A 21,960-nucleotide genomic window follows, 5' to 3' on the forward strand; every position below is an offset into this window, starting at 1 on the left:
GTACCAGACCCGCGTCTGAACGCCCGACGCTGGGCGCACCGCCCTGACAGAATCCTCGCCCGATTGTCAAGGCTGAGCGGTGCGCGGCCGTCGGAAGGTAGCGTGAAGGCATGAACTACCTCTCGGGCACAGGACTCATCGGCGCGGTCATGACCGGAGTCACTCTGCTCCGCGGCTCCCGCGACACTCGGCTCACGTGGCGGTCTGCGCTCGCGTGGGTGAGCTGGGGCATCAGCCTGGCGCTCGCGATCGGGGCGGTCATCGACACGCGGCGCGCGAAGCAGGGACGCCCTGTGTCGCCGGATTCCCCCGTCTACGCGAAGCAGCAGAGGGAACACGAGAAGGAAGCCAAGAAGGAGTCGAAGGGCATCAAGCCCCTCAAGCGCTGACTCCTCAGCGTGTGAGGATCAGCGCCTCACCCTGACCACCGCCTCCGCAGAGTCCGACTGCGGCGGTGCCCGAACCGCGGCGCATGAGCCCATGAGCCACGTGCACGACGAGCCGTGTGCCCGATGCGCCGATCGGATGGCCGATCGCGATGCCACCGCCGTGGATGTTGACGATGTCGCTGCTCAGACCGAGCTCGAGCTGCGATCGTGCGACCACGGCTCCGAACGCCTCATTGATCTCGACGAGGTCGAGATCCGCCGGCGATATCCCCTGCTTCTCACAGGCCCGCTCGATGGCGCGGGCAGGCTGGGCCTGCAGGGAGTTGTCCGGGCCGGCTGTCTGTCCGCTCGCTCCGACGGTGACGAGCACCGGCCACCCCTTGGCCTGCGCTGTGCCGCGGGTGGTCACGATGACCGCCGAGGCCCCGTCAGAGATCTGAGAAGAGTTGCCCGCCGTGATCGAGCCTCCTTCGGCGAACGCCGCCCGAAGCCCTGAAAGGGACTCGACAGTGGTGTCGGGTCTGATCCCCTCGTCGGCGGTGATGAGCACCGGCTCCCCTCGGCGCTGTGGCACCGCCACCGGCACGATCTCATCATCGAACACTGCGGCGGCCTGAGCCGCCGCAGCACGCTGGTGCGACAGTGCTGCGACCTGGTCCTGCGCTTCCCTGGTCAGGTCGTAGCGGGCGTTGTGCCGCTCTGTCGACGCACCCATGCTCTCTCTGTCGTAGGCGTCCGTGAGACCGTCGTACGCCATGTGGTCGAGCACCTCGACGCTGCCGTACGTCCAGCCGTCGCGTGAGCCCATGAGCAGGTGCGGTGCCCTGGTCATGGATTCCATCCCGGCCGCGACGACGACCTCCGCGTCCCCGGTCCGGATCATCCGAGACGCGTCGATGATCGCAGTGAGACCCGACAGGCAGACCTTGTTCACGGAGTGGGCGGGAACGTCCCAGCCGATGCCCGCGCCGATCGCCGCCTGTCGAGCGGCGTTCTGGCCGGAGCCGGCCGCCAGGACCTGACCCACGATCACTGCGTCCACCTCAGACGGATCGATGGATCCCTGTTCGAGCGCGCCTCTGATCGCGAATGCACCGAGCTGCGGGGCGGTGAAGCTCGCCAGCTGTCCTTTGAGCCGCCCCTGCGGGGTGCGCGCGGCGGCGACGATGACGACATCCTGGTCGGTCGGGTGGTCGTGGGCGATCATCTCGGCCCCTCCGTTCTCTGGGTTCATCGGTCGAGCAGCTCGGCGGGAATCGTGAGCGGTGGCTCGGTCACCTCGACGACCTGTTGCACCGTGACGCCCGGTGCGAGCTCGACGAGGACGAGGCCATCGGGTGTGACGTCGACGACCGCCAGGTCAGTGATGATCCTGTCGACCACGCCGCGCCCGGTGAGCGGAAGCGAGCACTCGTGCACGATCTTCGCGGATCCGTCCTTCGCGACGTGCTCCATCAGGACGATCACACGCGCGGCACCGTGCACGAGGTCCATCGCGCCACCGGGGCCCTTCACCATCTTTCCAGGGATCATCCAGTTCGCGAGATCTCCGGTCGCGGACACCTGCATGGCGCCGAGGATCGCCGCGTCGATCTTTCCGCCGCGGATCATGCCGAAGCTCGTCGCCGAGTCGAAGTACGCAGCACCGGCGAGGACTGTGACCGTCTCCTTGCCCGCATTGATCAGATCGGGGTCCACCGCATCCTCGTGCGGATAGGGCCCGACCCCGAGGATGCCGTTCTCGGACTGCAGCACGACGGTGACGTCATCCGGGACATGGTTCGGCACGAGCGTGGGCAGTCCGATGCCGAGATTGACGTACGACCCGTCTCGCAGCTCGGCTGCCGCGCGTCCTGCCATCTCATCGCGTGTGAGCGCCATCTCAGGCTCCTTTCTTGGCGACGGTGCGGCGCTCGATGCGCTTCGGGATCTCGGTGCCGACCTCTACGACGCGGTGCACGAAGACACCGGGCAGATGGACGCGGTCCGGGTCCAGCTCGCCCGGTTCGACCAACTGTTCGACCTGCGCGATGCACACCCGTCCGGCCATCGCCGCGAGCGGGTTGAAGTTGCGTGCAGCCTTGTTGAAGATCAGGTTCCCGTGCCTGTCCCCAGCCAGCGCGTGCACCAGGGCGAAGTCGGTGGTGATCGCCTCCTCGAGCACACATTCGCGTGGCCCTGCCGTCGTATCGAATGTGCGCACGTCCTTGGGTGGGGACTCCACTGCGACGCTGCCATCGGGGTTGTACAGCCGCGGAAGCCCGCCCTCGGCGACCTGCGTGCCGACACCCGTCTGCGTGAAGAACGCCGCGATACCTGCCCCTCCCGCACGAAGCTTCTCGGCCAGCGTTCCCTGCGGCGTCAGCTCGAGTTCGAGCTCGCCGGAGAGGAATTGGCGCTCGAACTCCTTGTTCTCCCCGACGTACGAGGACGTCATCTTGCGGATGCGTCTGGCTGCGAGCAGGATTCCGAGCCCCCAGTCGTCGACCCCGCAGTTGTTGCTCACGATGCTGAGTCCCGCCGTGCCCTGGGCGAGCAGCGCCTCGATCAGGGCGATCGGGTTGCCGGAGAGTCCGAATCCTCCGACGGCGAGGGAAGCACCGTCTTCGATGTCCGCGACCGCCTCCGCGGCATTCGCCCACTGCTTGTCGATCACGCATGCTCCTTCGAAAGACGTATCTGTTCAGCATCCGCTTCTGCGGCCCTCGAAGGAAGGGGGACTCTTGCGATGTGGACGCAACATGGCTTAGCGTCCACATTATGGAATCCACCGCCGTCGTTCCGGGAGCGCAGGCGATCGCCCGCGCCGCGAAGCTCCTCCGGCTGGTCACCTCCAGCGGACATGACGGCGCATCGCTGCAGCATCTCGCACGCTCTGCGGAACTGTCTCGTTCCACCACACATCGACTCCTGTCCGCTCTGCGTGCGGAAGGGCTGGTCGACCGCGACGAGTCCAGCGCTCGTTGGATGCCTGGGCCGGAGCTCTTCCTCATGGGATCGGTCGCCGCCGCGCGCTATGACGTGACCGCTCTCGCCCGGGACATCGTGCGCTCGCTCGCCGTCAAGACGGAGGAGAGCGCCTTCCTCTCGGTACGCAGAGCCGACGAGACGGTGTGCCTGCTCCGTGAGGAAGGGTCGTTCCCGATCCGGTCGTTCGTGCTGAGCGAGGGCGTCCGATTCCCGCTCGGCGTGGCAAGCGCCGGCCTCGCCATCTTGGCTTTCCTGCCTGACCACGATGTGGACGCCTACTTGGAGCGGCATCCTGAATTGGAGTCCGCGTGGGGCCGATCGCATGGCGCCCGCCCCTTGCGGACACGCTTGGCGGAGACGAAGGAGCGAGGCTACGCGGTGAACCCGGGGCTCATCGTCGAGGGCAGCTGGGGGCTCGGCGCAGCGGTCTTCGATCGGTCGGGGCGGCCGGAATGGGCCCTCAGCCTGACCGGCGTCGAGTTCCGCTTCGGACCTGATCGGATCGCCGATCTCGGCAGGACGCTCCTCGCCCACGCACACCAGCTCTCTGCGCGGATCTCCGGCGCCCGACGCTGACTCGAGACTTTTACATACTGAAAGTTATATACTTTTGGGTATGAATCGCCAGGATGTCATTCCCTCACTCGTGCTCTCGGGGTACGCGCTCGGCCGGATCGCTGCGCAGGATGCCGGCAATGACGCGCCTGCGGCACAGTGGAGGGTGCTGAGTCTGCTCGAGCAAGCCGGATCGAGAAGGGTCGGAGAACTCGCGGCCGCGGCGCGCACCACCCAGCCCGGGATGACGCGCCTGATCGGGAACCTCGAGCGCGAAGGGCTCCTCCTCCGCTCCCCTGACGCTGAGGACTCCCGCGCGATCGCCGTCGCCATCACGGACGCAGGCTCCCGCGCGTTGCAGGCGTGGCGCGAAGAGTTCCGCGACACTCTCGCACCGCGCTTCGCCGATCTCGATGCTGACGAATGGGACGTCCTGACGCGCGCCGCCGAGATCCTCGCGGCGCACACCACCACCGACTCGACAGGAGCTACAGCGTGAACACCCCCGCCACCTCAGTGTGGAAGCAGCCCGCCCAGGTCTGGGCCGTCGCCTTCGCCTGCGTCGTCGCCTTCCTGGGCATCGGACTGGTCGATCCGATCCTCCCGGCGATCGCGGAGTCGCTTCAGGCGAGCCCGTTCCAGACCGAACTGCTGTTCACGAGCTACCTCGCCGTCACCGGACTCGCCATGCTCGTGACCAGCTGGATCTCGAGCCGCATCGGCGCGAAGAAGACGCTGCTGATCGGGCTGGCGCTGATCGTCGTGTTCGCTCTCTTCTGTGCGCTCAGCGGCAGTGTCGACGCAGTCATCGGCTTCCGCGCAGGGTGGGGTCTCGGCAACGCTCTGTTCATCTCCACGGCCCTGGCGACCATCGTCGGATCGGCCACCGGAGGCAGCTCCGCGGCCATCGTCTTGTATGAGGCGGCTCTCGGTCTCGGCATCGCGATCGGTCCACTTCTGGGCGGCCTCCTCGGCGAGCAGAGCTGGCGTGCACCGTTCTTCGGCGTCGTGGTGCTGATGGCGATCGCGTTCCTCGCGGTCCTCGTGCTGCTGCGCGGCCCGGCCGAGAAGCACACCCCTGTGCCGTTCTCCGCGCCTTTCAAGGCGCTCGGCAACCCCGCCCTCGCGGTGCTCGCCACGGCGGCCTTCTTCTACAACATCGGATTCTTCATCCTGCTCGCCTTCTCGCCGTTCCCCCTCGGCTTCGGAGCGATGGGGATCGGTTTCACCTTCTTCGGCTGGGGACTCGCGCTCGCGCTCACGAGCGTGTGGGTCGCACCGCTGCTCATGCGCCACATGTCACGCACCCGTGTCATTCTCACGGTGCTCCCGCTTCTCGCGGTCGATCTGATCGTCGCCGGGCTGCTGGTCGAGTCGGCCACCGCACTCGTGGTCTGCATCGTCATCGGCGGACTACTGCTCGGCGTGATGAACACCGTGCTCACGGAGGCCGTCATGGAGGCGACGGATCTGCCCCGCTCGGTCGCCTCGTCGGCGTACTCCTCCGTGCGGTTCCTCGGTGGAGCGATCGCTCCTCCGCTCGCGGCTGCCCTGTGGCACGCGTTCGATGCGACGGTTCCGTATCTCGTGGCAGCCGTAGCAGTGCTGGTCGCCGCCCTGACGATCTTCCTCGGGCGCAGGACACTCGCGCACATCGACGACGAGCCTGACGAGGTCGCCGTCGAAGATGCCGAGGCGATCCTGCTGGGCGACGCCGCGTGAGACTCGAGCCTGCGGCGTTCGCTACCGTGGGGTCATGAACGATCTCCCCGAGCGCAGCAGGCTCGTACAGCAGCATCTCATCGACGCCGGCGTGACCGCAGAGATCCGCATCCTCCCGGACTCCGCGCGAACGGCCCCCGAAGCCGCAGCCGCGATCGGATGCGACGTCTCCGTGATCGCGAACAGCCTCGTGTTCGTCGCCGACGGGACTCCGGTTCTCGTGATGACGAGCGGTGGACACCGGGTCGATCTCGCCGTCCTGGCACGCAGCACCGGCGCGGCCACCATCGCGATGGCGCCGGCATCAGTCGTTCGTGAGGCCACCGGCCAGGCGATCGGCGGAGTCGCCCCGGTGGGACATCCGACGCGATTGCGGACCTACATCGACGAGGATCTTCGCAAGCATGGTGAGATCTGGGCCGCAGCCGGGCACCCGCACACGGTGATGCCCCTGACCTTCGAGACTCTTCAGCACCTCACCGATGGAGAGGTCGTAACGGTCGACTGAGCGACCGCTATTTCACCGTCACCGTGATCTCGGCCGTCTGCTGATCGTCCGCGTCTTCGGGCACCGCCCCGCGGAACTGGTATTCGAACCGGATCACCGTGGTCCCGTCGCCGACAGGTGCGAAACGATAGGAGACCTCGCTCGGAGCGCCGGTCTCGCCGTCCTGACCGAGATAACGTGATCGTTCATCGCCGGGACCGAGCATGGCGGGATCCGGCTCTCGTGTGATCACCCATGCGTCGCCGACTGTGGAATTGATCTCCCCGAAGTCGACCACGAGGGCTTCTCCGGGCGCGAGGGTGACCGACGATGTCGAGTAGTCGACCCTCTTCTCGGCCGCTGAACAGCCTGTCAACCCCAGACCGAGAGATGCCGCGACCGTCACGATCGCGCAGGCCCTATTCAGTGTCCACATGGCCATCCCCTAGCGTTTGCATCACGCTAGCGCACCGGAAGCCTGATCCTCGGCATCTTCGTGGATGCAGAAAAGCCCCGATGACTGGCGAGAGTCATCAGGGCTGATCCGTGCACCCCCTCGGACTTGAACCGAGAACCCACTGATTAAGAGTCAGTTGCTCTGCCGATTGAGCTAGAGGTGCGTGGCCCGGGAATTCCCCGGCCGAGGAATTACATTACCAGCGGATCGCCGCCGGGCGAAATCGAACCGGGTCCTCCGCGTTCGCCGCGCGTGTCGCCCCGAGTCAGCCCCTCTCGGACTCCCGTGTGCGGGCGGTTATCCTGGAGTCGTGACCGCCTCCCCCCGCGTCGACGACTTCTCTCGCGACCTCGCACTCGCCCTCCGACTCGCCGACGCCGCCGACGCGCAGTCCCTCCCCCGATTCGACAGCCCCGACCTCGAGGTCTCGACGAAAGCAGACAACTCGCACGTCACAGACGCCGACCTCGCGACGGAGCGGGCGATCCGCTCGCTCCTGGCGATCGAACGGCCCGATGACGGCATCTTCGGAGAGGAGTTCGGCGCTCAGGGCAGCACCCATCGGCAGTGGATCATCGACCCGATCGACGGCACCGCCAACTTCCTTCGCGGGGTGCCACTCTGGGGCACCATGATCGCTCTCGCTGTCGACGGCATCCCACAGGTCGGCGTCGTCAGTATGCCCGCCATCGGACGCCGCTGGTGGGCCGCTGCCGGCGCAGGGGCCTGGACCGCGACGGACGCCGAGCCGCGCCGCATCCGGGCGTCCTCCGTGTCGTCGCTCGACGACGCCAGCGTCAGTTTCCAGAGCATCAGCCAGTGGGCTGAATCCGGCCACATCGACCAGCTGCTGGCGCTCGCCGACCGCGTGTGGCGCGATCGTGCGTACGGCGACATCTATGCCTACATGCTCCTCGCCGAGGGGCGAATCGACATGGTCGCAGAGTTCGGAGTCAAGGAGTACGACGTCGCCGCGGCTGTACCGATCGTGCGCGAGGCCGGCGGCCGGATGACCGGGTTCGATGGTGCTGAGACGATCTCGGATCTGTCGACGCTTGCAACCAACGGCGTCCTCCACGGAGCCTTTCTCGATCTCCTGCACGACTGACCCACCGATGAAGGCTCGCGCGATGAACCGCTTCACCTCCGCCGCACTGGGTGCCCTGCTGCTCGCTGCCGCCCTGACCTCCTGCGCGGGGGCGCCGGAGAGCTCCGCCTCCCCCACACCGGACGCACCGAAGCCCTCCCCCGCGGCCACAGCCGAGCCCGCGACCACGCCGACCCCCACACCCACAGCAGAGCCCGCCTGCGACACGATCGTGTCGGCCGGCACAGTGAAGGTGCTCACCGATCAGGGGTGGTCCTTCGAGGAGAAGGAGTTCGTGGTGGGCGGCGTGACGCTGACCGACGGTCTCCTCTGCTTCTGGGCCGACTACAGCATCGCCTCCGACCATGGCCAGCTCTATGGATGGTCGACGATCAGCGCAGAAGATGCCACGACGGCACAGTCCTCGCTGTTGGGAGAGGGCTGGACCCGAGAAGACGGCCCGGACGGCATCTACATCACCGAGAACCCGCAGTTCGCGATGGGCACCGACGAAAACGGATACGGCATGACGTATCTGTTCGGCGACGGATGGGTGAAGTTCGCGGATACGCGCCAGGGGCTGATCCTGATCGAATGGGCCGGGTGACGGCGCTTCATCCGGCCGCGTCAGGGGCGCTCACGGCCCTGGCGCGTCGATCACCTCGTCCACCAGGAGGATGCCGCCGGTGGAGTTCACCGACTGCATGAGATCTTCTATCCAGCGCGTGTTCAGCTGAGGCGGCTCCGGTTCGTCGAAGGTGAAGCGCAGCGGTATCGACGGGTGGATCCAGATGGTGGACCGCCCACCGGGCTGCCTCTCGGGGTGACGCCACGACAGAGTGAAGCTCTCCTGTCGGCGGAGCTTGGTCGCGATGACGATCTTCAGATGCGCGAGTGCTCGATCCTCGATGTGGATCGGAACGTCAGACGCGCCATAGAACAGCGTTGCAATGCCAACCAGAATACTGATCGGGCTGCGGTCGATGTTCACGCGTCGCGGCACGGAGAGCAGATCGTGCGCGGTGTATCGTCGCTCGCATGGAGTCCGAGCTCGCTGACATCGCGGTGAAGCTCTACACCGGGTCGCCGACGGACTTCGTGACCGCACGGAACGCCCGTGCCGCCGACACCGACGACCCTGCTCTCGCTGCTCGGATCCGCGGCTTGAAGAAGCCATCGATCGCCGCCTGGGTCGTGAATGTCTTCGCGCACGAGCGCGGCTCCCAGCTCGGAGAGGCACTGGAGCTCGCCGAAGAGCTGCGCGACGCACAGGCGGATCTGGATGCTCGGGCTCTCGCGCAGCTCGGACGCGACCGGCGTGCCCTCACCAACAGACTCGCCGCGGACGCCGCCGACCTCGCCGAAGCGCGCGGGCAGCGCATCACGGCTTCGACGAGAGAGGCGATCCAACAGACCATCAGCGCCGCTTTCTTCGATCCGACTGCTGCCGCGGCCGTCGCCTCCGCTCGGCTGGTGCGGGAACTGGAACCCGCCGGCACATTCACAGACATCGCCGACAGCATCGTCGGCGGGGGTGCACCTGATGCCCCCTCGGCCGCCGCAAAACCTCTCGACGAGGTCAAGGCGCGCAGAGAGCGGCGAGATTCCGAACGGGCTGTCAGAAAAGCGGAGAGAGCGCGCGACCGAGTGGCGCGCGAGGCGGCCACAGCGGACCGTGCGCTCCGCGATGCTGTCGTGCATGTCGACGAGCTCACACGTCGCGAGCAGGAGCTCGAGTCAGCACTGGCGAAGGTGCGCGTCGATGCGAAACGTGCACGAAGTGACGCCGAGAACGCGGAGACCGAGCAAGAAGCGCTCGCGCAGCGCGTGCGAGAAGCGGAGGACGATCTCCGCGCCGCACAGGACGCCCTCGATCGACTCACCCGGCGCTGACGACCGGTTCTGATCGCGGGTCAGCGGCAAGACGAACTACAGAACGGGCGCGCACGCGTACCGGTATTCTGTGTGTATCCTGAGCGCGGGACTCCACCGGCGGAGCCGAATTCACAGGGAGTGGCATGCGCAATCGGGTTCTCGGGGCCGCTCTCGTCACCGTCGCCATCTTCGCAGGATCGCTCACACCTTCGGTGGCGCTGGCAGCGCCCCCGACGTCGGCGGAATGGATACCCGTGGCCACGCTTCTGGATCAGTTGCGTGTCGAGGCTCCTTCCACCGTCAAGTACAACCGCGACCAGTTCTTCGAAGGCGCAGATCTCGACGGAGACGGCTGCCGCACCCGTCAGGAGGTTCTCATCGAGGAGACGGACATCCCCGCGACCGTCACCGGCGTGTGCACTGTCACGGCGGGTCAATGGTTGTCCTACTACGACAATGTCACGCATCTCGACCCCGCCGCAGTGGAGATGGATCACCTCGTCGCCCTCAAAGAGGCATGGGTGTCCGGAGCGTGGGCGTGGACAGACGAACAGCGACAGGGATACTCCAACGACGTCGATGACGACCGCGCACTGACCATGGTCACCGCGGCCGTCAACACGGCGAAGGCCGACAAAGATCCTGCGTCCTGGTTGCCCTCCTACCGTTCCATTCGGTGCACCTACGTCTCCGAGTGGGTCGCGGTGAAATGGCGCTGGAACCTGTCCGTCGACCCCGCCGAGAAGATCGCCATCCAGACGATCCTCGAAGGCTGCGGCCCTCGGGACACCTGGCTCCCCGCGGCTCCGACTGTGGGGCGCCCCTCCGCGCCGCCGCTGCCGGAGCCCGTTGCCGTGCACCGGTTCTGGAGCCCCGTCTACCAGGGACACTTCTTCACCACGGACGTGGCAGAGCGCGATCAGATCATCGCCCGCTGGCCCGGTGTGTGGACCTATGAGGGGCAGCGGTACACCGCGTTCAAGACCCAGGTCGCAGGCACCATCCCGCTCTACAGATTCTGGAGCAGCACGTACTCGGGGCACTTCTACACCGCAGACCCGGCCGAGCGTGCCGCGGTGATCGCCAGGTGGCCGAACATCTGGAAGGACGAAGGGGTCGCCTATTACGTGTACCCGACGGACTCCACGCAGCCTGACACGGTTCCGGTGGCGCGTTTCTGGTCTGCGTCCGCGGCTCATCACTTCTACACCGCAGACGCGGCGGAACGGGATGCAGTCATCGCGAAGTGGACCAGGGTGTGGTCGTACGAGGGCGACAATTTCCGCGTGCCGGCCGCGGGCATCCCTGTCCCCCAGCCGCCTCGACCGCCCCAGCAGCCCGGGAACCCCGGCGACATCAGGAACTGCACCGACTTCGCGAACTACGCTGCCGCGAAGGAGTGGTTCGACCTCTACTACCCGCACTACGGGGACGTCGCGAAGCTCGACCTCGACCACGATGGGGTCCCCTGCGAGGGCCTGCCGGGAGCGCCGTGATCAGCGGCACGAGCGGCCGCACTCACCGACACACAAGAAGGCCGGCCTCCCCAGTGATCACCAGGGAGGCGGGCCTTCTTGCTTGTGACAGCGACGTGGTGGAGCTGGGGGGAATCGAACCCCCGTCCAACGCTGAGTCTCCACGCCTTCTCCGGGCGCAGTCTGTGAAGACGTTCTGCTCGGCTCCGACCTTTGTCACAGACACCTAAGTCGACGAGCCCAGCCTGGGAAGAGTCCCACGTGACGTCCAGACGCCATCACGCAGCAAGATTCCTAGATGACGCCAGGATCCGTACCGGAATCACATACGGCCTGACGGACTATCGGGCTCGCTTATGCAGCGAGGGCGAAGTCGTTGCGCTTGGTTTCGGCAACTATTTTTTTGCAGAGAGCGTTTACGAGATAACTCTGCATCCTCGGCCCGCTTCTCGTGGATTCACAGGCGCTGTCGAAACCGATCAGCCCCGTGGTCCTTCTCTCGAAGGAGCCGCTGTCACTCTGTGGATTTTTCACTTCGGGAACCGGAGTCCCCGAGCCTCATAGACTACAACGTTCGCCGCGGCTACGCCATTCCCAGCCTCGTCAGGGCGCAGGCGTAGAGTCACGACATGAGCGAAGTCACCGTCACCGTCCGGGGCGAGCATGAGGCGCGGATCGCGCCCGAGCGCGCCACCATCCGCGTCAGCATCCGCGCCGAGGGTGCAGAACGCGCCTCGGTGGTCGATCGCGTCATGCGTCTCACCGAGCCCGTGCGTGAGAGCATCACCGCGCGACACGACACGGGCGTCGTCGTCGACTGGTCGAGCAAGAGGCTGTCGGTGCGGGCCGAGCGCCCGTGGAACAACGAGGGCAAGCGTCTCGCCCCCGTCTATTACGCAAGCATCGATCTGACCGCGACCTTCGCCGAGGCCTCCGAGCTCTCGCTCTGGGTGTCGGACGTGTCGCCGTGGGACGGAGTCGAGGTCGGATGGGTCAACTGGCATCTCACGACCGAGACGAGCTCACGGATCGAACGCGACGTCGCGGCGGCTGCGGTCGGAGTGGCCGTCACGCGGGCACAGGCGTACGCCACAGCGCTCGGACTCGGCACCGTCGTGCCAGTGGAGATCGCCGATGTCGGACTGATCGCGCCCACACCCGCCCAGCCGTTCGCCGGCATGGCGAAGACACGCGGGGCGATGGTTCAGCAGTCCGACGCCGTCGGCGCATCGATGGAGTACGAACCTGACGAGATCGTCATCTCGGCCACCGTCGAGGCGCGCTTCCTCGCTCGCTGATTCCGGCCCGTCAGATGCCGACGGCGAAGGGGGCGAGATCGGCGGCGAGCCGCTCGGACACACGTGCGTGGACGACAGTGCCTTGCTCGCTGTGTTCCACCGAAAGCAACATCCCGGTCTCGTGGATCGCCGCGACCAGATCACCGCGATCGTACGGAACCACTGCGTGAACCTCGACAGCGGGCTTCGGAAGCGCCTCTTCGATGGCCGCCCGAAGCTCCTCGATGCCTTCACCGGAACGCGACGAGACGAAATGCGCTCTGGGCTCGAGGCCCTGCAGCACGAGACGCTCATCGCCCGCCAGCAGATCCGCCTTGTTGAAGACGACGATCTCCGGCATGTCACGGACTCCGACGTCACCCATCACGTCGCGCACGGTCTGCAGCTGACCCGCCGGATCGGGGTGCGATCCGTCGACCACGTGCAGCACGACATCCGCCTCACCGACCTCTTCGAGCGTCGAACGGAACGCCTCCACGAGCTGGTGCGGAAGGTTGCGGACGAATCCGACGGTGTCGGTCAGCGTGTACACGCGCCCGTCTGAGGTCTCCGACCGGCGCACCGTCGCATCCAGCGTTGCGAACAGAGCGTTCTCCACGAGCACCCCGGCACTCGTCAGAGCGTTCAGAAGGCTCGACTTGCCGGCGTTGGTGTAGCCGGCGATGGCGACCGACGGGATCGTGTTGCGCTTGCGCTCGGCCCGCTTCGCCTCTCGGGCGGGACCGAAGTCGCGGATCTGCCGACGCAGAAGCGCCATCTTGGTGCGGATGCGGCGACGGTCGAGCTCGATCTTCGTCTCACCCGGCCCGCGGGAACCCATACCGGCGCCGCCGGCACCGACTTGTCCACCCGCCTGGCGACTCATCGAGTCGCCCCACCCGCGCAGACGCGGCAGCAGGTACTCGAGCTGCGCCAATTCGACCTGGGCCTTGCCCTCACGGCTCTTGGCGTGCTGGCTGAAGATGTCGAGGATCACGGTGGTGCGATCGATGACCTTGACCTTGACGACATCCTCGAGGGCACGTCGCTGGCTGGGCGCGAGTTCGGTGTCGGCGATCACGGTGTCGGCACCGGTGGCTGCGACGATGCCCTTGAGCTCCTGAGCCTTGCCTCGGCCGATGTAGGTCGCGGCATCCGGATGCGGCCGTCGCTGCAGAACGCCGTCGAGCACGACCGCACCTGCGGTCTCGGCAAGGGCTGCCAACTCGCGAAGCGAGTTCTCCGCATCGTCCTGGGCACCCTGCGGGTACACGCCGACCAGCACCACGTTCTCGAGGCGGAGCTGGCGGTACTCGACCTCTGTGACGTCTTCGAGCTCGGTGGAGAGACCGCCCACGCGCCTCAGCGCATGACGATCCTCGAGGTCCCACTGGTCGCCGTCCGAAGACGCGTGCGAGGCCGTGGAGTGGTCCTGCAGCGCCTGCGCGGCGCCGAAGACACGTGCCTCCGTCCTCTTCTCCGCATTCGCGAGCACGCGATCGACTGCTTCGTCACCTGTGGAGTGTGTGGTGGTCTCCGTCATCCGTCCCTTATCTCTGGGTTTTGTTGCGAGCCTTAACCTTAGCCCGCGCTGTCCGCTACGCTCACGGTATGGGGTCCGACCATTACTTCACCGCGGCCCCGGCAAGCCCCGAGAACCTGCGATCGATCCGTGTGACGCTCGCAGGCCGAGAGCTGGAAGTCACCACTGCTGGCGGCGTCTTCAGCCCGGATCGGCTGGATGCCGGTACAGCCGTCCTTCTCGCAAACATGCCTCCGGTTCCGCCGGGAGGCCATCTTCTCGACCTCGGAAGCGGGTGGGGACCCATCACGCTGTCGATGGCGATGGCCGCACCTCACGCGACCGTGTGGGCGGTCGACGTGAACGAGCGATCCCTCGACCTCGTGCGGCGAAATGCTGCGGCTCATGGTCTCAAGAACATCAACGCATCCCTGCCCGAGGATGTTCCCGCCGATGTGACCTTCCGCTCGATCCGCTCGAATCCGCCGATCAGAGTCGGCAAGAACGAGCTTCACGGACTGCTGGAGAAGTGGATCCCCCGGCTCGATGAGCGCAGTGACGCGTGGCTCGTCGTGCAGCGCAACCTCGGCGCGGATTCGCTGCAGCGATGGATCGCCGCGACGTTCCACCCGGGTTTCAGCGTCCATCGGACCGCCACGTCGAAGGGCTACCGCATCTTGAAGGTGCGCAAGCACGGCACCCCGCCGACCGAGCCGATCACGCTCGTCTGAGCCGTCGTCGGGTAGCTCGCGCGTATCAGATCAGGTCGACCTCGCCGCTGAAGACGAGCTGAGCCGGCCCGGAGAGGGCCACATGCTCGCCGTCCTCCGCGGGGAACATGCGCACGCCGAGCGTGCCGCCTGGCACCTCTACGCGCCAGTTGTCCGGTGCCTTCTGACCGGCCCAATAGCGCACAGCCAGAGCCGTGGCCGCCACGCCTGTGCCGCAGCTGAGGGTCTCCCCCACGCCGCGCTCTGAGACGCGCATCGAGACGTGTCCGATTCCGTCCCGCACGAGCGGCTCCCCCGGAACGACGAACTCCACGTTCGCGCCGGCGGGCGGGGCCGGATCGAGAACCGGTGCACGGTGCAGCTCGAGAGAGGACAACTCCGCCTCAGAGGCGAGAGCGACCACGACATGCGGATTTCCGACGTCGATGCCCAGACCGGGTCTCGTGACGGGAAGCCCGTCTGCGGTGACGAGCGGATCATCACCGGAGAGCTTCCACAGACCGAGGTCCACCTGGTAACCCGTCTCACTGCGTGTCACGTCGCGGACGCCCGCACGCGTCCCGATCGGCAGCGTGGAACCGGGTTCGATCGTGGCGAGGCCGGAGCGCACGAGGTAGTGCGCGAAGACGCGGATGCCGTTGCCGCACATCTCAGCGATGGAGCCGTCCGCATTGCGATAGTCCATGAACCACTCGGCACCCGGCTCCTCCTCGAGTGCCGGCTGCCCGTCTGCGATCGCCGCAGAGCGGACGACGCGAAGGATGCCGTCGGCACCGATGCCTCGGTGCCGATCGCAGAGGACGGCGACCTGCTCGGCGCTCAATTCGAGCGCGCCGTCGGGGTCGGCGATGATGATGAAGTCGTTGCCGGTGCCGTGTCCTTTGGTGAATGCGACCATCCACCCAGTCTAGAGATCACGGCTATGCGTCGACGATCAGACGCCTGCCTGTGTTCGACACGGAGAATCGCTCGTACCCGAGGTCATCGTAGAAGCCCAGCGCGCCCTCGTTGCCCTCTCTGACCATGAGCTGCACCTTCGGGCAGCCCATGTCGAGAAGAAGTCGCTCAGCCTCACGGACGAGAGAGCGCGCGATCCCCTGACGGCGATGCGACCTTGCGGTCGCCAGGTAGTAGAGCCATCCCCTGTGTCCGTCGTAACCGGCCATCACCGTGCCGACGATCGGCGCTGCGACCGACCTCGCCTCGCCGTCCTCGACGACCAGGAACAGCTCGGGCTGCACCGTGAGCTTGCGCTCGATGTCGAGCCTGGGGTCGTTCCACGGCCGTGTGAGACCCGCCTCGGCCCAGAGAGCGACCACAGATTCAGTGTCTGACCGATCGAAGGCCCGGACCGCCCAGTTCTCCCCCGAGCGCACAGGAGCCGACGACTCAGCCACGCCGCACGCGGTACCGACCGCACATCAAGTTGCGGTTGCGGGCGACCTCGAGAAGCTCGAGATCCAGCGCCCTGGGCAGCAGCGGCGCCCCTGAACCGAGTGTCACCGGCGCGTACTGCACCCACACCTCGTCGAGAAGACCGGCATCGGCGAACTGCCCGGCCAGGTCGCCGCCCCCGACGACCCAGAGATCCTTGCCATCTGCGGCGGCGACCATCTCGGAGTGCACGGCGGTCACATCACCCACCGCGATACGAACGTCGGCGTCGGCCGGAAGCGCGAGTGATCGGTGGGAGAAGACCCAGGTGGGCTGCTGATACCCCCAGCGCCCCTCCTCGTGGCGCATGACCCATTCGTAGGTCGATGCTCCCATCGCCAGCGCGCCGATGGTCTTCTCGAACGACGCGTAGGACATGGGGCCGTCTTCGTCGATGTCCTGCTTGAGGAGCCAATCGAGCGAGTGCTGGTCAGTCGCGATGAAGCCGTCGATGCTGCTCGCGGTGTAGAAGTGGGTGGCCATGGAACAACCATCTCATCAGGCTCAGACATCAGCCACCGAGGTCGGCGAGCGACTTGCCTCACGGGTCGACGAGCAAAGCCGCGTCGACGGGTGGTTCGTACCAGGTGAGTCCGGGATACCGTTTGAACCACGACACCTGACGGCGGGCGTAGCGCCGAGTGAGCGCCTGCGTCTCGGCGATGGCCTCGGCCTGGGTGAGGTGGCCATCGATCTGCGCGAGAGCCTGGGTGTAGCCGATGGCGCGCTGCGCCGTCACGCCATCTTCGAGCCCCTGTCGTCGGAGCTCCCGCACCTCATCGACCAGGCCCGCTTCCCACATGCGTTCGACGCGGGCGTCCAGCCGCTCGACCAGCGCTCCGCGTTCGACATGCAGACCGATCAGACGAGTGTCGGCGTGCCAGAGCGCGGGCTGTTCAGGCAGGGCAGCGCCGTGCGTGGCGCTGCCCTGTTCGAGGACTTCGAGGGCGCGGATCACACGCCTGCCGTTTTTGGGATCGACACGCGACGCCGTGGCGGGGTCGAGTGCCCGCAGCCGGTCGAGCAGCCCCGCAACGCCCTCGCTTTCGAGCTCGCGTTCGAGCCGCTCGCGGATCACCGGGTCACGGGGTGGGAAGGCGAAGTCGAACACCACACTGGAGACGTACAGACCCGACCCGCCCACGAGGATGGCATCGGCACCACGCTCCTGGATGTCGGTGATCACGGAGCGCGCCAGCGGCTGATACCAGGCGACAGCGGCTTCCTCCTGCACCTCCCGCACGTCGAACAGATGGTGCGGGATCTCTCGACGGTCGGCCGGGGCGAGTTTCGCCGTGCCGATGTCCATTCCGCGGTAGAGCTGCATGGCATCGGCATTCACGATCTCAGCGGCGTTGCCTCGGCTCCGCAGCACTGCAGCGAGATCGAGGGCGAGATCACTCTTGCCCGTGCCTGTCGCGCCCACGATCGCCCAGAGCCGCGGAACCATGTCTGCGCCGCTCGACGCCGGATCGGTCATGCCTCGAGCGGCGGTCAGCTGCCGACGCGGAGCGTCGGGAGACCGAGGGATACGGCACGGGTGCCGTCGGCGGAGATCGGTGCTGGCACGGCGCACGACTCAGCCTGGCCGCGGTCCCATGCATCTCCACCGCGTGTGCGGCGGATCCGCAGCGGGGAGCCCATCGGGTCGTCCGCGAGAAGGTGGAACGGCGCTGCATGGGTGATCGTCACCGAGACGACATCGCCGGGCCGTGGGACAGCGGATCCGGGTGTGACTTCGAAGTGCACGAGTCGGTTGTCCTCCGCTCGCCCGGTGAGCCTGTGAGTCTCGGCGTCCTTCTTGCCTTCGCCCGTCGAGACGAGCACCTCGACCTCGCGTCCGACCTGCTTCTGGTTCTCCTCGAGGCAGATGCGCTCCTGAAGCGCCATGAGCCGGTTGTAGCGCTCCTGCACCACAGCCTTCGGAATCTGGTCTTCCATGGTCGCGGCGGGTGTGCCCTCGCGGATCGAGTACTGGAACGTGAACGCACTGGAGAACCGTGCCTGTTCGACCACCCGCATCGTGTCTTCGAAGTCCTCCTCCGTCTCGCCGGGGAATCCGACGATGATGTCGGTGGTGATCGCGGCGTGCGGAATCCGATCACGGACGCGGTCGAGGATCCCGAGGAACTTCTCGCTGCGGTACGAACGGCGCATGGCCTTGAGGATGCGGTCGCTGCCCGACTGGAGCGGCATATGAAGCTGCGGCATCACGTTGGCAGTCTCCGCCATCGCGTCGATCACGTCGTCGGTGAAGGCGGCGGGGTGAGGACTCGTGAAGCGGATCCGCTCGAGTCCGTCGATCTCACCCGCGGCGCGGAGCAGCTTGCCGAAAGCCTGCCGATCGCCGAATTCCACGCCGTAGGAGTTGACGTTCTGTCCGAGCAGGGTGACCTCGATCGCGCCGTCCTCGACGAGCAGACGGATCTCGTTCAGGATGTCGCCGGGGCGTCGGTCCTTCTCTTTGCCACGCAGGCTCGGAACGATGCAGAAGGTGCAGGTGTTGTTGCATCCGACGGAGATGGAGACCCAACCGCTGTGTGCCGAATCGCGTTTCGTCGGAAGCGTCGACGGGAACACCTCGAGCGACTCCAGGATCTCGAGCTCGGCGTCGCCGTTGTGTCGCGCTCGCTCGAGAAGTCCGGGAAGCGAACCCATGTTGTGCGTGCCGAAGACGACGTCGACCCAGGGCGCCTTGTCGAGCACGGCTTGCTTGTCCATCTGCGCCAGACAGCCGCCGACGGCGATCTGCATCCCGTCTTTGCGACGCTTCACCGAGGCGAGCTGACCGAGAGTTCCGTAGAGCTTGCCCGCGGCATTGTCGCGCACAGCGCACGTGTTGATGATCACCACGTCGGCCTCGGCGCCGTCGGTCGCGCGGATATATCCTGCGCTCTCGAGAGAACCCGAGAGGCGTTCGGAATCGTGGACGTTCATCTGGCAGCCGAAGGTGCGGACCTCGTAGGAGCGCTGGCGTCCATCAAGATCGATTGCTGCTGACGACGACTCGATGATCGTCGGCTCACTGCGAGGGATAGTCATGATTCCCCCATTCTACGAGCGGTTCTCCGACACTGCCGCTGAGAGCGAGAGCTCGACGCTCTCACCCCAGCGTCAGTCCGAGTCGACGAATCGAACCCCGGATGACGACGAGCCGAAAGACCCCTCAGCAAGGGCCGACTTCGCGGCCGTCATCGCGACCGAGCCGTTGTAGCCACGGCGAGACAGCTGACCGACGAGGCGCCGCAGCGCTGTGTCGCCGTCGAGGCGAGACATGGCTCGTGCCTTCGAGCGCGCGAACTCAAGTGCCCGCTCGGCGTCATCGTCGGGAACGTCGTCGAGCGCCGCATCGATCACATCGCGAGGGATGCCGCGCTGCGAGAGCGCCCTCGACAACGCGACCCTCCCCTGCCCCTTGCGCTCGATTCCTGACGTCACCAGCTGGCCGGCGAGAAGTGTGTCATCGAGGTACCCGCGTCGACAGAAATCGTCGATCACGTCATCGATCGCACCCGTGTCGAGCCTCTGGGCGTTCTGTTCGTAGCCTCTGAGCACCATCCGCGCCTCTGACAGGGAGAGCGATCGCGTCCGCAGCTTGCGGACGAGGAGCTCCTCTGCATCGGCACGCAGCCGAGCGGGATCGACGCCCACGCCATCGCCAGACCCGACATCTTGCGACTGCAATGCGCGCAACCGCGGTGCTGACCGAGCCGCTGCACCGCGTGCTGGATGGCGGTCACTGGGCCCACGAGAATCGGTGGCGGTCGGATTCGACTCGCGCTCTGTCGACTTCCATACTCCGGTGTCGGCTGCCGAACGAGTCGTCACGCTCTCGACCTTCGGAGCTTCCCCGTCGACCGACTTCTCACGTGTGTCGTCACGACCGAAGAGAGGGATGATGGGGGCGAGCTGCTCAGGCCCACCCCCGCCATCACTCATGGTTCACTCCGGTCGCGCGGCAACCGCGCACCATCATGCTCATGCCGGACGGCGCTCGGCGAGCTCGTCAGCAGGAGCCTCGGTAGCCCCTCCGATGCCGAGCTTCTGCTTGATCTGCGTCTCTATGGCAAGTGCGACATCGGGGTTCTTGAGCAGGAACGTCCGCGCGTTCTCCTTGCCCTGGCCCAGCTGGTCGCCGTCGTAGGTGTACCACGATCCGGACTTCTTCACGATGCTGTGCTCGACACCGAAGTCGATCAGGCTGCCCTCACGCGAGATGCCGACCCCGTACAGGATGTCGAACTCCGCCTGCTTGAACGGCGGCGCCATCTTGTTCTTGACCACCTTGACCCTGGTGCGGTTTCCGACCGCATCCGTGCCGTCCTTCAGCGTCTCGATACGGCGGATGTCCATGCGGACCGAGGCGTAGAACTTCAGCGCCTTTCCACCCGCGGTGGTCTCGGGAGATCCGAAGAACACGCCGATCTTCTCGCGCAGCTGGTTGATGAAGATCATCGTGGTGTTCGTCTGGTTGAGTCCACCGGTGAGCTTTCGCAGTGCCTGCGACATCAGTCGAGCCTGCAGACCCACGTGGGAATCACCCATCTCGCCCTCGATCTCGGCCCGAGGCACGAGGGCCGCGACCGAGTCGATGACGATCAGATCGATCGCGCCGGAGCGTACGAGCATGTCCGCGATCTCGAGCGCCTGCTCACCCGTGTCGGGCTGCGAGACGAGAAGAGCGTCGATGTCGACACCGAGCTTCGCGGCGTAGTCGGGGTCGAGCGCGTGCTCGGCATCGATGAAGGCTGCGATGCCACCGGCACGCTGCGCGTTCGCGATCGCGTGCAGCGTGAGTGTCGTCTTACCTGAAGACTCGGGGCCGTAGATCTCGACGATGCGCCCACGCGGGAGGCCTCCGACGCCGAGAGCGACGTCGAGAGCGATGGAGCCGGTCGGGATGACGGCGACGGGTGCGCGCTCGTCGCTGCCCAGTCTCATGACCGAGCCCTTTCCGAACTGACGGTCGATCTGGGCGAGGGCTGTCTCGAGGGACTTCTCGCGGTCAGCGGGTGATGGCATGACGTGCTCCTTATGCTCGCGTGGTGCCGCCTGTAGGCTGTCGCGGTCCTCCCGGCTGGGCGGAACTCTCCGACAAGGCGTATGGCTCTTCGGCTTGCTGTTCACCGTACGAGGGACCTCGGACATTGCGTCGTCAGCTCCGCGAAACAGGGAGAACACCGTCTCCGAACCACTTGTGCAGAAGACTACGCCCGTTTCGAACACATCTTCGACGACACGCCGTCACGGCGTGTCCGTAGTCGAACGTGCATCGAACGCCTCAGCGGGTCATCGTTTGCGCGGCTCGAGGCGCCCAGCGCCGTGCCGTCGATCCTGAGGCACATCGGTCTCGGCGCACAGCGCCAACCAGATGTCACGCGGCGGAACTCCCGCATCCAGCGCCTCGTCTGCGGTGCGGCCTGCGAGCTGGGTCAGGATGAGGTCGCTGATGAGAGACGACCCTCGACCACCGAATTCCGCGTCGACTGCGCGGAGGAACTCACTGCGACGCATCAGACGATCAAGAGGATCCGACGCTCAGTGAAGCGAAAGCTCTGGCTCGACGGAAGCCACAAGGTCATCCGGAACGACATCGGGGAAGACCTGGATGCCCTCGAGAACGGAGATGCGGTCGCCCACCTCTCGCATGATGATCGAGATGGGAACATCCAGCGCATCGGCCACCGAGGCGAGAATCTCGCTCGAGGCCTCTTTCTGGCCTCGCTCGACCTCGCTGAGATAGCCGAGTGCCACAGACGCCTTGCTCGCAACCTGCCGGAGCGTACGCCCCTTCTGCAGGCGGAAGTCCCTCAGCACATCGCCGATTTCCTGTCGTACAAGAATCATCGGAACCTCCTCCCAGATCGCCTTCTCGAGGTCTCCCTCGAGGAGACCGCCAGTCTAGTCCTACCGACCTTCACAAAATCTACCTTCGCACGCTGTGCTTTCGGTGTGAGCACATAGGACATAACGGGACGC

The 21,960-nt window shown here is 66.2% G+C and carries 26 protein-coding genes, 1 tRNA gene and 1 other RNA gene; 11 read left to right on the forward strand and 17 right to left on the reverse strand.

All coding sequences use genetic code 11. The features are described 5' to 3' along the window. The first annotated feature begins 110 nt into the window (after positions 1 to 110). Entirely contained in the window at positions 111 to 389 is a 279-nt protein-coding gene (locus tag ACIOU8_RS03630; RefSeq protein WP_400785897.1) for a hypothetical protein, read from the forward strand. A gap of 4 nt (positions 390 to 393) precedes the next feature. On the opposite strand, the gene ACIOU8_RS03635 is transcribed toward ACIOU8_RS03630, so the two are convergent. From ACIOU8_RS03635 to ACIOU8_RS03645, 3 genes are read right to left on the reverse strand one after another with little or no spacing between them, the layout of a single operon-like run. Beyond that, positions 394 to 1,623 (reverse strand): acetyl-CoA C-acetyltransferase, encoded by a 1,230-nt coding sequence (locus ACIOU8_RS03635; protein WP_400785900.1) that lies wholly within the window; start codon positions 1,621 to 1,623, stop codon positions 394 to 396. Then, positions 1,620 to 2,270: a 3-oxoacid CoA-transferase subunit B gene (locus ACIOU8_RS03640; RefSeq protein ID WP_400785903.1), complete on the reverse strand. Its 651-nt coding sequence runs from the start codon at positions 2,268 to 2,270 to the stop codon at positions 1,620 to 1,622. The genes ACIOU8_RS03635 and ACIOU8_RS03640 overlap by 4 nt, the downstream gene beginning before the upstream one ends. Before the next feature lies 1 nt (position 2,271). Next, positions 2,272 to 3,045: a CoA transferase subunit A gene (locus ACIOU8_RS03645; protein ID WP_400785905.1), complete on the reverse strand. Its 774-nt coding sequence runs from the start codon at positions 3,043 to 3,045 to the stop codon at positions 2,272 to 2,274. A 104-nt stretch (positions 3,046 to 3,149) separates the two neighbouring features. On the opposite strand from ACIOU8_RS03645, the gene ACIOU8_RS03650 reads away from it, so the two are divergent. Genes ACIOU8_RS03650 through ACIOU8_RS03665 form a run of 4 tightly spaced genes read left to right on the forward strand, consistent with a single transcriptional unit; the run spans position 3,150 to position 6,144 of the window. Next, on the forward strand, positions 3,150 to 3,935 hold the full coding sequence (locus ACIOU8_RS03650; RefSeq protein WP_400785907.1) for an IclR family transcriptional regulator: 786 nt from the start codon (positions 3,150 to 3,152) through the stop codon (positions 3,933 to 3,935). Between the two features lie 40 nt (positions 3,936 to 3,975). Beyond that, the gene (locus ACIOU8_RS03655) at positions 3,976 to 4,413 is read left to right on the forward strand and encodes a MarR family winged helix-turn-helix transcriptional regulator (protein WP_400785909.1); all 438 of its coding nucleotides are present in this window, start codon (positions 3,976 to 3,978) and stop codon (positions 4,411 to 4,413) included. Next, entirely contained in the window at positions 4,410 to 5,636 is a 1,227-nt protein-coding gene (locus tag ACIOU8_RS03660) for an MFS transporter (RefSeq protein WP_400785911.1), read from the forward strand. Before ACIOU8_RS03655 ends, ACIOU8_RS03660 begins: the two co-directional genes overlap by 4 nt. A 34-nt stretch (positions 5,637 to 5,670) precedes the next feature. Then, the gene (locus tag ACIOU8_RS03665; protein WP_400785913.1) at positions 5,671 to 6,144 is read left to right on the forward strand and encodes a YbaK/EbsC family protein; all 474 of its coding nucleotides are present in this window, start codon (positions 5,671 to 5,673) and stop codon (positions 6,142 to 6,144) included. A gap of 7 nt (positions 6,145 to 6,151) precedes the next feature. Here ACIOU8_RS03665 and ACIOU8_RS03670 read toward each other — a convergent pair whose 3' ends face one another. Further along, positions 6,152 to 6,559: a hypothetical protein gene (locus ACIOU8_RS03670; RefSeq protein WP_400785915.1), complete on the reverse strand. Its 408-nt coding sequence runs from the start codon at positions 6,557 to 6,559 to the stop codon at positions 6,152 to 6,154. Positions 6,560 to 6,670: 111 nt separating this feature from the next. Continuing rightward, positions 6,671 to 6,743: transfer RNA gene (locus tag ACIOU8_RS03675), tRNA-Lys, on the reverse strand. Positions 6,744 to 6,890: 147 nt separating this feature from the next. Between ACIOU8_RS03675 and ACIOU8_RS03680 the strand changes: the two genes are divergently transcribed. Beyond that, on the forward strand, positions 6,891 to 7,688 hold the full coding sequence (locus tag ACIOU8_RS03680; protein WP_400785917.1) for an inositol monophosphatase family protein: 798 nt from the start codon (positions 6,891 to 6,893) through the stop codon (positions 7,686 to 7,688). A gap of 22 nt (positions 7,689 to 7,710) precedes the next feature. Then, entirely contained in the window at positions 7,711 to 8,274 is a 564-nt protein-coding gene (locus ACIOU8_RS03685; RefSeq protein WP_400785919.1) for a hypothetical protein, read from the forward strand. Between the two features lie 30 nt (positions 8,275 to 8,304). On the opposite strand, the gene ACIOU8_RS03690 is transcribed toward ACIOU8_RS03685, so the two are convergent. Further along, positions 8,305 to 8,619: a hypothetical protein gene (locus ACIOU8_RS03690; protein ID WP_400786875.1), complete on the reverse strand. Its 315-nt coding sequence runs from the start codon at positions 8,617 to 8,619 to the stop codon at positions 8,305 to 8,307. An 86-nt stretch (positions 8,620 to 8,705) separates the two neighbouring features. Between ACIOU8_RS03690 and ACIOU8_RS03695 the strand changes: the two genes are divergently transcribed. Both ACIOU8_RS03695 and ACIOU8_RS03700 read left to right on the forward strand, forming a co-directional pair. Further along, positions 8,706 to 9,560 (forward strand): transposase, encoded by an 855-nt coding sequence (locus ACIOU8_RS03695; RefSeq protein WP_400785921.1) that lies wholly within the window; start codon positions 8,706 to 8,708, stop codon positions 9,558 to 9,560. 125 nt (positions 9,561 to 9,685) lie between these two features. Beyond that, positions 9,686 to 11,038, forward strand: coding sequence for a DUF1524 domain-containing protein (locus tag ACIOU8_RS03700; RefSeq protein WP_400785924.1), 1,353 nt, complete (start codon positions 9,686 to 9,688; stop codon positions 11,036 to 11,038). Between the two features lie 96 nt (positions 11,039 to 11,134). Here the strand turns inward: ACIOU8_RS03700 and ssrA are convergent. Next, positions 11,135 to 11,504: a transfer-messenger RNA gene (gene ssrA, locus ACIOU8_RS03705) on the reverse strand. Positions 11,505 to 11,646: 142 nt separating this feature from the next. On the opposite strand from ssrA, the gene ACIOU8_RS03710 reads away from it, so the two are divergent. After that, a complete protein-coding gene (locus ACIOU8_RS03710; RefSeq protein WP_400785926.1) occupies positions 11,647 to 12,315 on the forward strand; it encodes an SIMPL domain-containing protein in 669 nt (222 codons plus the stop codon). A 10-nt stretch (positions 12,316 to 12,325) separates the two neighbouring features. Here ACIOU8_RS03710 and hflX read toward each other — a convergent pair whose 3' ends face one another. Continuing rightward, positions 12,326 to 13,837: a GTPase HflX gene (gene hflX, locus ACIOU8_RS03715; protein WP_400785928.1), complete on the reverse strand. Its 1,512-nt coding sequence runs from the start codon at positions 13,835 to 13,837 to the stop codon at positions 12,326 to 12,328. A gap of 68 nt (positions 13,838 to 13,905) precedes the next feature. Here hflX and ACIOU8_RS03720 point away from each other — a divergent pair, with 68 nt between their 5' ends. Then, a complete protein-coding gene (locus ACIOU8_RS03720; protein WP_400785930.1) occupies positions 13,906 to 14,547 on the forward strand; it encodes a class I SAM-dependent methyltransferase in 642 nt (213 codons plus the stop codon). 25 nt (positions 14,548 to 14,572) lie between these two features. On the opposite strand, the gene dapF is transcribed toward ACIOU8_RS03720, so the two are convergent. The 9 genes from dapF to ACIOU8_RS03765 all read right to left on the reverse strand — a co-directional run bounded on the left by dapF (position 14,573) and on the right by ACIOU8_RS03765 (position 21,828). Continuing rightward, positions 14,573 to 15,445, reverse strand: a complete 873-nt coding sequence (gene dapF / locus ACIOU8_RS03725; protein ID WP_400785933.1) for a diaminopimelate epimerase — start codon at positions 15,443 to 15,445, stop codon at positions 14,573 to 14,575. Between the two features lie 22 nt (positions 15,446 to 15,467). Continuing rightward, on the reverse strand, positions 15,468 to 15,944 hold the full coding sequence (locus ACIOU8_RS03730; protein ID WP_400785935.1) for a GNAT family acetyltransferase: 477 nt from the start codon (positions 15,942 to 15,944) through the stop codon (positions 15,468 to 15,470). Beyond that, complete coding sequence (locus ACIOU8_RS03735; protein ID WP_400785937.1) at positions 15,937 to 16,464, reverse strand: dihydrofolate reductase family protein; 528 nt, start codon at positions 16,462 to 16,464, stop codon at positions 15,937 to 15,939. The genes ACIOU8_RS03730 and ACIOU8_RS03735 overlap by 8 nt, the downstream gene beginning before the upstream one ends. Before the next feature lie 58 nt (positions 16,465 to 16,522). Further along, positions 16,523 to 17,461, reverse strand: a complete 939-nt coding sequence (gene miaA / locus ACIOU8_RS03740) for a tRNA (adenosine(37)-N6)-dimethylallyltransferase MiaA (RefSeq protein ID WP_400785939.1) — start codon at positions 17,459 to 17,461, stop codon at positions 16,523 to 16,525. Positions 17,462 to 17,475: 14 nt separating this feature from the next. Beyond that, complete coding sequence (miaB, locus tag ACIOU8_RS03745; RefSeq protein WP_400785942.1) at positions 17,476 to 19,023, reverse strand: tRNA (N6-isopentenyl adenosine(37)-C2)-methylthiotransferase MiaB; 1,548 nt, start codon at positions 19,021 to 19,023, stop codon at positions 17,476 to 17,478. 72 nt (positions 19,024 to 19,095) lie between these two features. Further along, positions 19,096 to 19,632 carry a regulatory protein RecX gene (locus tag ACIOU8_RS03750; protein WP_400785944.1) on the reverse strand — a complete coding sequence of 179 codons (537 nt, stop codon included), beginning with the start codon at positions 19,630 to 19,632 and terminating at the stop codon, positions 19,096 to 19,098. Between the two features lie 327 nt (positions 19,633 to 19,959). Continuing rightward, positions 19,960 to 21,003 carry a recombinase RecA gene (recA, locus tag ACIOU8_RS03755; RefSeq protein WP_290159974.1) on the reverse strand — a complete coding sequence of 348 codons (1,044 nt, stop codon included), beginning with the start codon at positions 21,001 to 21,003 and terminating at the stop codon, positions 19,960 to 19,962. 267 nt (positions 21,004 to 21,270) lie between these two features. Beyond that, positions 21,271 to 21,495, reverse strand: coding sequence for a DUF3046 domain-containing protein (locus ACIOU8_RS03760; RefSeq protein ID WP_400785946.1), 225 nt, complete (start codon positions 21,493 to 21,495; stop codon positions 21,271 to 21,273). 24 nt (positions 21,496 to 21,519) lie between these two features. Further along, positions 21,520 to 21,828: a helix-turn-helix domain-containing protein gene (locus ACIOU8_RS03765; protein ID WP_042541772.1), complete on the reverse strand. Its 309-nt coding sequence runs from the start codon at positions 21,826 to 21,828 to the stop codon at positions 21,520 to 21,522. Between the last annotated feature and the right edge of the window lie 132 nt (positions 21,829 to 21,960).

Origin of the sequence: Microbacterium sp. NPDC087589, from assembly GCF_044743635.1 — a bacterium.
GTDB lineage: Bacteria > Actinomycetota > Actinomycetes > Actinomycetales > Microbacteriaceae > Microbacterium.

What these genes read in the sequence shown, in the direction of transcription:
- ACIOU8_RS03630 (WP_400785897.1), top strand. Translation starts at nt 111, where the DNA reads ATGAACTACCTCTCGGGCACAGGACTCATCGGCGCGGTCATGACCGGA.
- ACIOU8_RS03635 (WP_400785900.1), bottom strand. Translation starts at nt 1,623, where the DNA reads ATGAACCCAGAGAACGGAGGGGCCGAGATGATCGCCCACGACCACCCG.
- ACIOU8_RS03640 (WP_400785903.1), bottom strand. Translation starts at nt 2,270, where the DNA reads ATGGCGCTCACACGCGATGAGATGGCAGGACGCGCGGCAGCCGAGCTG.
- ACIOU8_RS03650 (WP_400785907.1), top strand. Translation starts at nt 3,150, where the DNA reads ATGGAATCCACCGCCGTCGTTCCGGGAGCGCAGGCGATCGCCCGCGCC.
- ACIOU8_RS03655 (WP_400785909.1), top strand. Translation starts at nt 3,976, where the DNA reads ATGAATCGCCAGGATGTCATTCCCTCACTCGTGCTCTCGGGGTACGCG.
- ACIOU8_RS03665 (WP_400785913.1), top strand. Translation starts at nt 5,671, where the DNA reads ATGAACGATCTCCCCGAGCGCAGCAGGCTCGTACAGCAGCATCTCATC.
- ACIOU8_RS03670 (WP_400785915.1), bottom strand. Translation starts at nt 6,559, where the DNA reads ATGTGGACACTGAATAGGGCCTGCGCGATCGTGACGGTCGCGGCATCT.
- ACIOU8_RS03685 (WP_400785919.1), top strand. Translation starts at nt 7,711, where the DNA reads ATGAACCGCTTCACCTCCGCCGCACTGGGTGCCCTGCTGCTCGCTGCC.
- ACIOU8_RS03695 (WP_400785921.1), top strand. Translation starts at nt 8,706, where the DNA reads ATGGAGTCCGAGCTCGCTGACATCGCGGTGAAGCTCTACACCGGGTCG.
- ACIOU8_RS03700 (WP_400785924.1), top strand. Translation starts at nt 9,686, where the DNA reads ATGCGCAATCGGGTTCTCGGGGCCGCTCTCGTCACCGTCGCCATCTTC.
- ACIOU8_RS03710 (WP_400785926.1), top strand. Translation starts at nt 11,647, where the DNA reads ATGAGCGAAGTCACCGTCACCGTCCGGGGCGAGCATGAGGCGCGGATC.
- hflX (WP_400785928.1), bottom strand. Translation starts at nt 13,837, where the DNA reads ATGACGGAGACCACCACACACTCCACAGGTGACGAAGCAGTCGATCGC.
- ACIOU8_RS03720 (WP_400785930.1), top strand. Translation starts at nt 13,906, where the DNA reads ATGGGGTCCGACCATTACTTCACCGCGGCCCCGGCAAGCCCCGAGAAC.
- dapF (WP_400785933.1), bottom strand. Translation starts at nt 15,445, where the DNA reads ATGGTCGCATTCACCAAAGGACACGGCACCGGCAACGACTTCATCATC.
- ACIOU8_RS03735 (WP_400785937.1), bottom strand. Translation starts at nt 16,464, where the DNA reads ATGGCCACCCACTTCTACACCGCGAGCAGCATCGACGGCTTCATCGCG.
- miaA (WP_400785939.1), bottom strand. Translation starts at nt 17,461, where the DNA reads ATGACCGATCCGGCGTCGAGCGGCGCAGACATGGTTCCGCGGCTCTGG.
- miaB (WP_400785942.1), bottom strand. Translation starts at nt 19,023, where the DNA reads ATGACTATCCCTCGCAGTGAGCCGACGATCATCGAGTCGTCGTCAGCA.
- recA (WP_290159974.1), bottom strand. Translation starts at nt 21,003, where the DNA reads ATGCCATCACCCGCTGACCGCGAGAAGTCCCTCGAGACAGCCCTCGCC.
- ACIOU8_RS03760 (WP_400785946.1), bottom strand. Translation starts at nt 21,495, where the DNA reads ATGCGTCGCAGTGAGTTCCTCCGCGCAGTCGACGCGGAATTCGGTGGT.
- ACIOU8_RS03765 (WP_042541772.1), bottom strand. Translation starts at nt 21,828, where the DNA reads ATGATTCTTGTACGACAGGAAATCGGCGATGTGCTGAGGGACTTCCGC.